Source organism: Rhizobium favelukesii (genome assembly GCF_000577275.2).
Lineage (GTDB): Bacteria > Pseudomonadota > Alphaproteobacteria > Rhizobiales > Rhizobiaceae > Rhizobium > Rhizobium favelukesii.
Genome location: NZ_HG916852.1, coordinates 754,114 through 765,946, shown reverse-complemented (window position 1 = coordinate 765,946; position 11,833 = coordinate 754,114). Strand labels below are relative to the sequence as shown.

Below are 11,833 nucleotides of genomic sequence, written 5' to 3'. Positions count from 1 at the left end.
ATTACTTCAGGTTCTTGCTGACGATGGAGGCCATTTCGTCGGCGGTGGTGATGACCTTGGAATTCATTTCATAGGCGCGTTGCGCCGATATCAGCTCGGTGATTTCCTTCACCGGATCGACGTTCGACGATTCGAGGTAACCCTGCTTCATGTAGCCGAAGCCCTCTTCGTCGGGGGTGCCGACGACGGCATCGCCCGAAGCGGGCGTCTGCTGAAACAGGTTGTCGCCGAGGGGCTGAAGACCGGCTTCGTTGACGAAGTCGGCGATCTGTAGCTGGCCGAGCACGGTCGGATCGGTGTTGCCCGGCAGCTTCGCCGAAACTTCGCCCGAACGGCTGATTGTCACCTGCGTCGAACCCTGCGGGATCGTGATGTTCGGCGCCACCAGATAGCCGTCCACGGTGACGATCTGGCCGGTCTCGTTTTTGTTGAAGGCGCCGGCGCGGGTGTAGAGCGTCGTGCCGTCAGGCGCCTGGATCTGGAAGAAGCCGCGGCCGATAAGTGCCACGTCGAGGTCGTTGCCGGTTTGCGCGAGCTCGCCTTGAATGTGCAGATTGCGGACTGCCGACGTCTGAACGCCGAGACCGATGTTTGCACCTTCCGGTACGATCGACTGGTTCGCGCGGTTGGAGACGCCCTTTGCCCGCTCGGTTTGATACAGCAGATCCGTGAATTCAGCACGAGCGCGCTTGTAGCCCGTCGTGTTGATGTTCGCGATGTTGTTGGCGATGACTTCAAGATTGGTCTGCTGGGCGTCCATACCCGTTGCAGCAATGGCAAGCGCTCTCATGGCTTTGTCCTTAAATCAATTACATCTGCATCCGGGTGACGTCGAGAAAGGCTGTAACGACCTTGTCGCGAATGGCGATTGCGGTCTGAAGGGTCTGCTGCGCCTGCATGACGGCATCGACGACTTCACGCGTCGTGGCTGTGCCCTTGATGCCGGCAAAGGACATGCCTTCCGCATCCTTCAGGGTATTCAGGGCGCCGGTGGCAACGTTGCTGAGAACCGCACCGAAGCCACCGTCATTTGCCGCGCTTTCTGCAGCGGAGGAGGCCGTGGAGTTGTCTTGATCGATGGCGGCGAGGCCGCGGGTCATCGACAGGGAGCTGACACTATTGACGTTGTTGATCATTATTATTGGCTCTTCAAGAGATCGATCGTTGCCGAGATCAGGTCGCGGGATTGCTTGATGGTCTGCAGGTTGGCGTCGTAGGAGCGGTTGGCTTCCCGCATGTCGGCCATCTCGACCAGCATGTTGACGTTCGGAAGCTTGACCACGCCCTTTTCATCCGCAGCCGGATTGCTGGGGTCGTATTCGGTGATGAACTTCGATTCATCCTCCCCGAGCTTCTTGACGTTGACCGTGGTGACGCCGTTGGCGCGATCCACGGCTTCCCCGAAGGTGACCGTCTTGCGGCGGTAGGGATCGGCGCCGGGTGTGTCGCCGGTCGAGCGGGCGTTGGCAATGTTTTCGGACACCATGCGCAGGCGCGTCGATTGCGCCTCGAGCCCCGATCCCGCGATTTTGAGTGCTGCTGACAGAGGATCCATGATCTTAGCTCTTCACCGTCATCAGCATCATCCGGTTGAACGAGCTCACCAGCGAGGTGTTCAAATCGTATTGACGCTTGATTTCACCGGACTTGGAAAGTTCTTCGGCAAGGCCGACCGTGTTGCCGGATTCCTGGACGCCGATCTCCTGATCGAGAGCCGCATCCTTGACGTCGATCTCACTCTTCGTGCCCAGATCGTTGCCGGTCAGGTGCGCAGCATTGGTACGCGCCATGTTAATGTCCGACTTGTCGAGGGCGGCCTGGAAGGGCGTGATGTCCTTGGCGCGGTATTTCGGCGTGTTCGCGTTCGCGATGTTGCCGGCCACAACCTCCTGACGGATCGTCAGCCATTCGGCCTGCCGCGAGGCCAAGTCGAAAAGTTGAATCGGTTGCATGGGAACTCTCCGTTTTTACTGAGGCGAACCTACGGCGGTAATCTTGCGTCAGACTTACGGAGAATGCGGCGCGGAAATCCGGACGTCGTCGGGTCCTGCCTCCAGAATGCAGAGAAGGCTCCGACCGTATCCGGCGGAGCCTTCGACTGATTCGCTGCGCGGCCGGCCCGCGTTCAATTGTGCTGGTAGACATCGCCCTTGGAGGTGATGATGACCCATTTGCCATCGCGCTCCTCCAGTGTCGCCAGCCGGCTTTCGTCCGGCAGGATGGATCCGACACGCACGACGTACATTCCTGATGTGTCTTCGATCAGGGCGCGGCCATTTGCGACGTGAAGGAGGCGAAAACCCGATTTTCCGGGAAACGGCTGGTCTTCAGCCGGCGCGCCCTTGTCGTCTTCCCTGCCGATATTGGTAACCGTCGCCGTCGTCAGCGGATCGACCGGGATCTCGGGCTTCTTTTCGTGTTGGTTCTTGTTGGCCATCGCAAGGGGCGAGACGCTGAAGACGTTCCGCGCCGGCCAGTCCGGAAGGTCGCGCGTCCGGTCACCCTGTGCAACATTGATGCCGAACTTGTCTTCGTTGAAGAAAACGTACCACGGAAAGAACGCGGACGCTCCCGCCAGGATAAGGCCGGCGATCGTCAGAACGCGGTCGAGAAAGACGGTTTTGCGCCGCAGAGGCTTCAGCGGGGCGATCTTCTCATCGTCGTCGAAATCGGTCACTTCGCGCCTTTCTACCTGCGGATATTCGGCTGGCCGCCGATGCCGGCCGCGGCCTTCAGGGCGCCAGCCAGATCGGCAAAGGCATCCTGCGGTCCGACGTCGCCCGGCGACTGTTTCAAAACATCGTAAATAATCGGTACCTGCTTGACCGCCATATCAAGATCAGGGTCGGCGCCCGGTCGGTAACCGCCGATCAGGCGAAGGTCGCGTGTCTCCTCGAAGCGGTGGATGAGCGTCTTGAGGCGCGACACAAGCTTTTCCTGATCCGGGGTCCAGGCCTTGCGCGCCAGGCGCGAGATCGAGGCGAGCGGATCGATCGGTGGGTAGCGTCCCTCCTCCGCGAGACTACGCTGCAGGACGATGTGACCGTCCAGAATGCCGCGCGTCGAATCGGCGATCGGGTCGTTGTGGTTGTCGCCATCGACCAGGATCGAGATGATCGCGGTGATCGTCCCCGTGCCTTCGGGGCCCGGACCCGCACGCTCCAGCAGCCGCGGCAGCTCGGTGAAAACGGAAGCGGGATAGCCGCGCGCGATCGGCGGCTCACCGGATGCGGTCGCGACTTCGCGGATGGCATGGGCAAATCGGGTGACGCTATCGACGATCAGTAGGACGTTGTCGCCCTGGTCGCGGAAATGCTCGGCGATGGTGACGGCAGTCAGCGGAGCCATCTTGCGCAGCATCGGGCTCTCATCACTCGTCGCAACAACGGCGATCGCGTTCCTCATGTTGGCCCCAAGCGTATCTTCGATGAATTCGCGTACTTCGCGGCCGCGTTCGCCGACCAGTGCGATCACGACCTTGTCGAAGGCGTCGGCGCGCGCCAGCATCGAGAGCAGCGTCGATTTGCCGACGCCTGAGCCGGCGAAAATGCCAAGGCGCTGGCCGAGGCAGAGCGGCGAGAAAATGTCGATGGCGCGAACGCCTGTCTTGAAGCCTTTCTCCACACGCTTTCGCGTCATGGATGGCGGCGCAGTATTCGAAATAGAACGGCGGCCGAGGCCTTCGACGATGGGACCCAGGCCATCGATCGGCTCGCACAGCGAGTTGATCGTGCGTCCGCACCAGTCGTCGGACGGCGAAATGCGAAAGGCACCCTTGCGAATGACCGTATCATGGATGCCGATCGGCTCGCCCGGCTCGATCGGGCAAACGTAGGTCAATTCAGGCTCGACGCGGACGACCTCGCCGAGGTGGATGCCGGTCGACGACTTGTGCGCCACGAATTCGCCGAGCCGCACATGGCGCGAGAGGCCGGTCACGGTGTAGTGGCCGGCGGCGATCGTCTGCACATGGCCGCCAGGGGCGACCAGGAACTCGGGGTTAGAATAGCGCGAGACGAGCCCGGCGAGGTGCGCGAGCTTCGGCGAGAGATCGGCTTCGGTGAGCGGCGTGTTGCCCATGTGTCAGACCTCGGCTAGCGGCTGCCGCCGAGCGTCTTGATCGCTTCGCTGAACGAGGCCTCGCTGTCCTTCGAGAGCGACGTCATGCTCTCGAAGGCGCGATTGACTTCGATCAGCTGCGTGATTTCGCGCATGGCGTTGACGTTGGAATTTTCGAGGTAGCCCTGCTGGACGCCGACATTGAAGCGATCGGTGACAGCACGCGGCTGCTCGGTCGTCATGATGCCGCTGTTCTCATAGCGCAGATAGCCCTTGCTGATATCCGCCTCGAAGAGACCCAACGAACCAACCTGCTTGCCGTCTTGATAGATCAATCCGTCAACGCCGATTTTCGGTTCGCCCGCGGCCTTGCTGAGCGTGATCGGCGCGCCGCCGGCATCGAGAACCGGATAACCGCGGACCGAAACCAGCTCGCCGTTTTCCTTCATCGTGAAGCGGCCATCCTTGGTCAGAACCTTGCCGGCCGGCGTATCCACCGAGAACCAGGCATCGCCCTTGATCGCGAAGTCGAGCATGTTCCCGGTGTGCTCGAGCTCGCCGCTGTCACCCGACAGATAGTCGTTGCCCTGTGAAACATAGGCGACCTTGGCGTTGATCTTGTTGCCGGTCTCACCGAGCATCTCGTCGAACTTCACCTCCGTTGCGCGGAAGCCAGTCGTGTTCACGTTCGCCATATTGTCGGCGATGGTGGTGAGGCGACGTTCGAGTGCTATCTGCGACGACAACGAAACATAAAGACCGGATTGCATCCCGATAGGCTCCTGCATTGGCGATGAACGGTACGAAATCCGGGTGTTTGCAGTCGGTTGGACTACGGATCTCGCTGAGGCGGCATCTCAGAAACAGGCACGGATGCCCATTCGTCACCGACAAGCTGACAGCAAATGCTTGCGCGAAGCTGGCATGGAAAAGCTTGATTTGCAGGGGCAATCATCAGCCTCACGCAAGCCAGCAGCCCTATCCCTTGGGTTGAAAATAACGATCAGGTTTGGACTGACGATGAATATCATTATCGGATTTGTGATTACCTGCGGCTGCATCATCGGCAGCTTCATGGCGATGGGCGGCCATGTGGAGGCGCTTTGGCAGCCTTTCGAGCTCGTCATCATCGGCGGTGCCGGCCTGGGCAGCTTCGTCATGGGCAACCCGATGAAGGTCGTGAAGGATTCCGGCAAGGCGCTTGGGGAAGCCTTCAAGCACACGGTCCCGAAGGAACGGAATTATCTCGATACGCTTGGTGTACTCTATTCCCTGATGCGCGACCTTCGTACAAAGTCGCGCAACGAGATCGAGGCACATATCGACAATCCGGCCGAATCCTCGATCTTCCAATCCGCTCCGACGATCCTCAAGAACAAGGAACTGACGGCATTCATCTGTGATTACGTCCGCCTGATCATCATCGGCAATGCTCGTTCGCATGAGATCGAGGCGTTGATGGACGAAGAGATCAACACGATCCTGCACGACAAGATGAAGCCCTATCACGCCATCCAGATCATGGGCGACGCCTTCCCCGCAATCGGTATCGTCGCGGCCGTTCTCGGCGTCATCAAGGCGATGGCACACATCAACGATTCGCCTGAAGTTCTCGGCCACCTGATCGGCTCGGCGCTCGTCGGCACCTTCCTCGGCATTCTCCTGTCCTATTGCGTGTGTTCGCCGATCGTTTCCCAGATCAAGATCGTCCGCAACAAGCAGCATCGCCTCTATGTCATCGTCAAGCAGACGTTGCTTGCCTACATGAACGGCTCCGTGCCGCAAGTTGCCCTCGAGTACGGTCGCAAGACGATCTCGGCCTATGAGCGTCCTTCGATCGACGCAGTCGAGCAGGAAATGATGAACCCCGGCGGCGAGAACAAGGCGGCGTAAACGGTCATGAACGCTACCCTCAAGAAACCCCTTATGGACGAAGCCCTTCTTGCCAAGCTGACCGGTAGACTCGGCGACAAGGCCACCATCGAGAAGATCTGCAGCGCATTCGGCGATGTCTATACGGCCTTCCTGCCCGACATCATCAAAAGCGAGACCAACCTCGACGTCGAAGTGGCCTATCTCGGCTGTGACCGCGGACACAAGAACGACCTCGTCGCCGATCTTGGCGGCAACACGACGCTTGTCGACGCGACGCTCCGCAACTGGTCGCAGAACATTACGCTCGCCTGCGGTAACAGCTTCGTCATCACGCTCATGGAGCATCTGCTGGGTGCGTCCGCCGAGATGGTCGAGCAGCCGGCCGACCGCCTGCTGTCCGTGATCGAGCTCGAGCTTGCGGTCATGGTTTTCGACAAGATCGCCAATGTTCTTCGCTCGGCGGTGAACGCGCCTGGCGGCTTCGAGCCGGCCCTGGAATTTCCCTACGCGTTCGAAACGCGTGCCAAGCCGGCCGAAGACAAGCCCGACGAGTTTGCGGCCGCGATCAACATGTCGATCACGCTTTCCGGCATTACCTCGGATGTCTCGCTGATCGTTCCCCAAGCTGCTCTGCTGAAGACGAGCGTGACGGCTCCGAAGGCCAAGGGGCTGTCAGCAAAATCGTCTGAATGGAGCGATCAACTCAGCGAGCAGGTGCGCCGCTCGCAGGTAACGCTCAACGCCAAGATCCGTCTGCAAGACTTGACGCTGCGGACCATTTCGAAGCTTGCGGCTGGCGATGTCATCCCCTTCTACGATCGCGGCGACGTCCGCGTCGAAGTGAGCGCCAACAGCAAAGAATTGTACATCTGCGAGTTTGGACGTTCGGGCGAGAATTATACCGTCCGGGTGAAGGATACGATTAACTCGGATGACGATCTCATCCGCCACTTGATGAATTAGCCCATTTTCCAACCGGGCTGCCGCACGGCAGCTTGAGGCAAGTTTCAACTGGAATAGTGATTTCATGGCGACGAAGAAGACACCCAAGAACAGCGACCTTTCAATGGAGCTCCCGGGCAACGAGGCCGAGCTTGATCAGGCCATCGATGACCTGCGCGGCGTCCTGAAGACCGACGCGGAAGGCGGCCTGCCGGACTTCGCCGACGAGAGTGACGCCTTCAGCGGCAGCACCGATCTATCCACCTTTGGCGGCGATTTCGATGACGCGGCCGAGGAGCCTGCGTTCGATGGCAGCGATTTCGGCACAACCTCCGACTTTGGCGGCTCTTCCGATTTCGGTGACGCCTCCTTTGGTGCGGTCGGTTCCGAACCGGCGCCGCTCGGCAGCGCCATGCAGTCGAACCTCGACCTGATCATGGACATCCCGATCGACGTCCAGATCATGCTCGGCAGCAGCCGCATGCAGGTCGCCGGCCTGATGAACCTGAACGAAGGCGCAACCATCGCGCTCGACAAGAAGATCGGTGAGCCGGTCGAAATCATGGTGAACGGCCGCAAGATTGCTCGCGGCGAGATCACCGTTCTGGAAAACGACGACACGCGTTTCGGCGTCAAGCTGATAGAAGTTTTGAGTACGAAAAAAGCCTGATCCCGGTGCAGGGACGGAGAGGTTAGACCATGATGGACTTTGACGATTTCGGCGGCGCTCTTGCCGAGAAACCGTTGACCCAGGCTGAAAAGGCGGCGGCTGTTCTCCTCGCTATGGGGAAAGGGGTCGCCGGCAGGCTATTGAAGTACTTCACGCAGGCCGAGCTGCAGACGATCATCGGATCGGCGCAAACGCTGCGTGCGATCCCGCCTGATGAACTGCTTGGGCTTGTGGCCGAATTCGAGGACCTGTTCACCGAGGGTGCGGGTCTCATGGACAACGCCAAGGCAATCGAGAGCATCCTCGAAGAGGGCCTGACCCCCGACGAAGTCGACAGCCTCCTCGGCCGTCGCACCACCTTCCAGGCCTACGAGACGTCGATCTGGGACCGTCTCGGCGAAGGCGACCCGGCTTTCATCGGCAAGTTCCTCCTGCGCGAACATCCGCAGACGGTTGCCTATATTCTCTCCATGATGCCCTCCTCGTTCGGCGCCAAGGTCCTGATGCAGATTCCGGACGGTCGCCGCGCAGACATCATGAACCGTACCGTCAACCTCAAGTCCGTCAGCCCCAAGGCCGCGCAGATCATCGAGAAGCAGGTGATGACCCTGTTGACCGAGATCGACGCAGAGAAGAATTCGATCGGCTCGACGAAGGTTGCCGAGCTGATGAATGAGATGGACAAGCCGCAGGTCGATACCCTGCTCACCTCGCTCGAATCGATCAGCCGCGAATCGGTCAACAAGGTCCGTCCGAAGATCTTCCTCTTCGACGACCTCATGCTCATGCCGCAGCGCAGCCGCGTGATGCTGCTGAACGACATCTCGTCCGACATCCTCACCATGGCGTTGCGCGGCTCGGCGGCCGAAATGCGCGAGGCGGTGCTCGCCTCGATCAGCCCGCGCCAGCGCCGCATGATCGAATCGGATCTGCAGAGCGGAACTGCCGGCATCAATCCGCGCGAAATCGCCATCGCGCGGCGCGCTATTGCCCAGGAAGCGATTCGCCTGGCAAATTCCGGACAAATCCAGCTCAAGGAGACCGAGGGCGAAGGCTCCGCAGCCGCCTAAACCGCTGTTGTTGTGCACGAAGCGCGCCCTCGCGACCGCCGTGGTTGATCGCGGCGGCGAAAGGGAGATACCCTTCCGGAAAGGCCGCGCCCTGGCGCGGCCGTTTCTTTTGATGGAGGGCCTCTGCCTTGGCCGACGACGACAAGGATAGCAAAACAGAAGACCCGACAGCGAAAAAGAAAAGCGACGCTGCCGAGAAAGGCAACGTGCCGTTTTCGCGCGAGGTGCCGCTTTTTGCCACCGTACTTGCCACCTACGTCTACATCATCTTCTTCCTGCCGGACGGGCTCAGCAAGGTCGGCGAGGCGCTGAAGGACATTTTCGAACAGCCCGACCAATGGAAGCTCGAAACCGGGCCGGATGCGCTTTCGCTATTCGTTCACCTGGGCTGGGTTTCGGCAGCATTGCTCGCACCTGCCTTCATCCTGTTCATGGTGTTTGGCGTCGCCGCGTCCATCTCGCAGAACCTGCCGACGCCGGTGCTCGAGCGCATACGGCCGCAGGTCTCGCGTATTTCGATCACCAAGGGATGGTCGCGGCTGTTCAGCCTGCCCGGCCTCGTTGAGTTCGGCAAGTCGCTAACGAAGATCGTGATCGTCGGCGTCGTCATGTTCTTTGTGCTGAAAAGCGAATACTTCAACGCGATCGACGCAATGTTCTCCGATCCGCAGACGATCTTCACGCGCATGATGACGTCGATGCAGAAGATCACTATCGTCGTCCTGATTGCCACCGGGGTCGTGGCGATCGCCGACGTCTTCTGGACGCGCTATCACTGGTTCACCGAACTGAAGATGACGCGACACGAGATCAAGGAAGAAAACAAGCAGTCGCAGGGCGATCCATTCGTCAAGAGCCGCCAGCGCTCGGTGATGCGCGACCGTGCCCGCCGCCGCATGATCGCCAACGTCGATCGCGCCACGCTTGTGATCGCCAACCCGACGCACTTTGCCGTCGCCCTGCGCTATGTGCGAGAGGAAAATGACGCACCTGTCGTCGTCGCCAAGGGTCAGGATCTAATTGCGTTGAAAATCAGAGAGATCGCGGAAAAGAACGGCATTCCGGTTTTCGAAGACCCGCCTCTCGCGCGCTCCATGTTTGCGCAAGTCTCGGTCGATAGTGTCATACCGTCTGTATTCTACAAGGCAGTCGCGGAACTCATCCATCGGGTTTACGCGACGCAAGCCAAGAACAAACGGGTAAGATAGCCGAATGAAAAAATGCCCCTACTCTACCCAGCGTGAAAAAATCCTGGCCGAAGCAATCAGCCCTGTGGCCACGGAATTGCGGCTTCTGGACGCTTCGGACCTCATCTCTCTTCTGCGCTTCGAGTACTACGGCAATCTTTCCGACCTGGTGTCGTCAGCCGCCGAACTTTTCTTCCATCCCGGCACGGTCAATTTCGGCCATGGCGGCAGCTATACGCTCGAGTGGGGCGGCAAGCCCGAAGTGGTGATCGATCTCGAAATCAAGCCGCGCGGCGTTACGATCTATGCGCAGCTCACGCTTGCCGAGGAGCATGCCGGTATCGAGATCAACCACATCGCCTTCCAAAGTCCGTCGACGGACCCGGACGAAAACACCGCTGTCCTCGAGCAGAGCCTGCGCGACGCACGCTATAACGTCGAGCCATTGCAGGCATTGGCGGGCTGAAGCGCCCGCGCGCCTTCTCGTCAGCTTATGTATCCGAGGCGAATGGCCTTCGCGATCGCCTGGATTCGGTTGACCGAATCCAGCTTGACCGTTGCCGAGCCGAGATAGGCGTTGACGGTATGCACGGAGAGGCCAAGCTTTTCTGCAATCTCTTCGCTGATGCGTCCGTCGCCGGCAAGCTGCAGGCAGGCAATCTCGCGTTCGCTGAGTGCTTCGGCGGCCGCCACACGGCGCTCGTCGAGCGAGAGCAGGTCGATCATGATCTGGCAGGACCTCGCGTGCAGCTCAACGATCATGTCGCTCGCCGGTTCAAGATCGTCGCCGGTGAAGACAACGAAGCCGTTGCCAATGGCGCCTAGGCGCACCGGAAACGCCATTCCGGAGAACGGAACCACACCGCCCGTCAGGCGCGCCATGAAAGGAGCGATGCTTGCAGGCCGCGGAGGGGCGCGATCGAGGCCCCCAGCCCACACAACGGGCAGAAGCGACTTCTCGATATGATCAAGCAGCGCTTCGCCATGGGCGTCGATGAATGCCCGGCTGAAGCCACTGTTGACAGAACCCCAATTCTCCAGTTCGCAAACCAGGCGCTGCTTTGCCGGGACGCCGGCGGCGCTGAGACGGTAGACCGCGAAATTCTGGGCATAGGCGAGCTTCTGCATGCCGATCAGGCGCGGGAACAGGTCAGACCGGCTCGCCACCTTGTTGGTTCGCACGCCGCGCATCGTTTCCGAATTGCCTATCGACCTACCGGATGGCTGCCCCATAACGCCGTCCCCTTAGACGAGATTGTTCCTCACCGCGAATGCGATGGCTTCAGAACGAGTCTTCGTAGCCGTCTTTCGCATGACACTGGTGATGTAGTTGTTGATGGTGTTGCGGGAGATGCCGAGAATCATCGCAATCTCGTCGCTCGTCTTTCCCTCGGCGATCCAGAAAAGGCACTCCAGTTCCCGATCGGTCAATTCGAAGTCCCGGTCAGTCTTGGTAGCACCGCATTGCAGGAAGCTGGCGAAATAGGCGGCCAGAAGCCCCACATCCCGCAACCGCTCCTGCGACAGGATGAACCCATCATCAAACAGAAACATCAGCACGAGACGGGAGCGGCCGATATTGAACATCAGCGAACAGAATTGGCGGCTGGCGCCATCAGGGGCGTCCGCCGTATCCGGCAGGAGGGCGAAATGCGGCTTGAATAGCTGCATGCACTTTTCGAGTTCCGTCGCACGGGCGAAGCCGCCGACGAAGGCATGCGCCAGATTGGTGACGAGATCGAACGGCCAGTCCGAGGAGACCACGAAATCGAGGCCCGCCTCCTGCACCAGGTCCGCTCGCGCCAACAGATAATGCGAAGCGCCGACATAATCCGTCAACGCGCGGAGCCCCGGCTGCAACCGTCCCGTGTTCGAAATCTCGCAGAGCTGCGCGATCAACTCGTCACGCGAGGAAAGGTTTATCGCTGCGATGCCAACGAAGTTTGCCTTGTGCGCATCGCTCTTGAGAGCCTGCAATATATGCATGTCCATTGGCAAAACCCTGCGGCTGTGAACCACTAAGACAGAAG

Annotated in this window: 15 protein-coding genes; 6 read left to right on the top strand and 9 right to left on the bottom strand. The window is 59.9% G+C overall.

Translation table 11 applies throughout. The annotated features are described in order from the left end of the window. Position 1 precedes the first annotated feature (1 nt). The 7 genes from flgG to flgF form a co-directional block, all read right to left on the bottom strand. The gene (flgG, locus tag LPU83_RS42195) at positions 2-790 is read right to left on the bottom strand and encodes a flagellar basal-body rod protein FlgG (RefSeq protein ID WP_024313021.1); all 789 of its coding nucleotides are present in this window, start codon (positions 788-790) and stop codon (positions 2-4) included. A gap of 19 nt (positions 791-809) precedes the next feature. Then, positions 810-1,136, bottom strand: coding sequence for a flagellar hook-basal body complex protein FliE (gene fliE / locus LPU83_RS42190; RefSeq protein WP_024313022.1), 327 nt, complete (start codon positions 1,134-1,136; stop codon positions 810-812). A gap of 2 nt (positions 1,137-1,138) precedes the next feature. Further along, positions 1,139-1,555: a flagellar basal body rod protein FlgC gene (gene flgC, locus LPU83_RS42185; protein WP_024313023.1), complete on the bottom strand. Its 417-nt coding sequence runs from the start codon at positions 1,553-1,555 to the stop codon at positions 1,139-1,141. Between the two features lie 4 nt (positions 1,556-1,559). After that, on the bottom strand, positions 1,560-1,952 hold the full coding sequence (gene flgB / locus LPU83_RS42180) for a flagellar basal body rod protein FlgB (RefSeq protein WP_024313024.1): 393 nt from the start codon (positions 1,950-1,952) through the stop codon (positions 1,560-1,562). Between the two features lie 173 nt (positions 1,953-2,125). Continuing rightward, positions 2,126-2,677 (bottom strand): hypothetical protein, encoded by a 552-nt coding sequence (locus tag LPU83_RS42175; protein WP_024313025.1) that lies wholly within the window; start codon positions 2,675-2,677, stop codon positions 2,126-2,128. An 11-nt stretch (positions 2,678-2,688) separates the two neighbouring features. Then, on the bottom strand, positions 2,689-4,080 hold the full coding sequence (gene fliI / locus LPU83_RS42170) for a flagellar protein export ATPase FliI (protein ID WP_024313026.1): 1,392 nt from the start codon (positions 4,078-4,080) through the stop codon (positions 2,689-2,691). Positions 4,081-4,094: 14 nt separating this feature from the next. Further along, positions 4,095-4,829: a flagellar basal-body rod protein FlgF gene (gene flgF, locus LPU83_RS42165; RefSeq protein WP_037069067.1), complete on the bottom strand. Its 735-nt coding sequence runs from the start codon at positions 4,827-4,829 to the stop codon at positions 4,095-4,097. 250 nt (positions 4,830-5,079) lie between these two features. On the opposite strand from flgF, the gene motA reads away from it, so the two are divergent. The 6 genes from motA to LPU83_RS42135 all read left to right on the top strand — a co-directional run bounded on the left by motA (position 5,080) and on the right by LPU83_RS42135 (position 10,269). Further along, positions 5,080-5,952, top strand: a complete 873-nt coding sequence (gene motA / locus LPU83_RS42160) for a flagellar motor stator protein MotA (protein ID WP_024313028.1) — start codon at positions 5,080-5,082, stop codon at positions 5,950-5,952. Between the two features lie 6 nt (positions 5,953-5,958). Further along, the gene (locus LPU83_RS42155) at positions 5,959-6,897 is read left to right on the top strand and encodes a FliM/FliN family flagellar motor switch protein (RefSeq protein ID WP_024313029.1); all 939 of its coding nucleotides are present in this window, start codon (positions 5,959-5,961) and stop codon (positions 6,895-6,897) included. A gap of 64 nt (positions 6,898-6,961) precedes the next feature. Beyond that, on the top strand, positions 6,962-7,546 hold the full coding sequence (gene fliN, locus LPU83_RS42150) for a flagellar motor switch protein FliN (RefSeq protein ID WP_024313030.1): 585 nt from the start codon (positions 6,962-6,964) through the stop codon (positions 7,544-7,546). 29 nt (positions 7,547-7,575) lie between these two features. Then, positions 7,576-8,616 (top strand): flagellar motor switch protein FliG, encoded by a 1,041-nt coding sequence (gene fliG, locus LPU83_RS42145; RefSeq protein WP_024313031.1) that lies wholly within the window; start codon positions 7,576-7,578, stop codon positions 8,614-8,616. A 128-nt stretch (positions 8,617-8,744) separates the two neighbouring features. Further along, positions 8,745-9,824, top strand: a complete 1,080-nt coding sequence (gene flhB / locus LPU83_RS42140; protein WP_024313032.1) for a flagellar biosynthesis protein FlhB — start codon at positions 8,745-8,747, stop codon at positions 9,822-9,824. A gap of 4 nt (positions 9,825-9,828) precedes the next feature. Further along, entirely contained in the window at positions 9,829-10,269 is a 441-nt protein-coding gene (locus LPU83_RS42135; RefSeq protein WP_024313033.1) for a hypothetical protein, read from the top strand. Between the two features lie 20 nt (positions 10,270-10,289). Here the strand turns inward: LPU83_RS42135 and visR are convergent, their stop codons facing one another. Continuing rightward, positions 10,290-11,036 carry a transcriptional regulator VisR gene (gene visR, locus LPU83_RS42130; RefSeq protein ID WP_024313034.1) on the bottom strand — a complete coding sequence of 249 codons (747 nt, stop codon included), beginning with the start codon at positions 11,034-11,036 and terminating at the stop codon, positions 10,290-10,292. A gap of 12 nt (positions 11,037-11,048) precedes the next feature. After that, positions 11,049-11,795: a transcriptional regulator VisN gene (gene visN, locus LPU83_RS42125; protein ID WP_024313035.1), complete on the bottom strand. Its 747-nt coding sequence runs from the start codon at positions 11,793-11,795 to the stop codon at positions 11,049-11,051. Positions 11,796-11,833 lie beyond the last annotated feature (38 nt).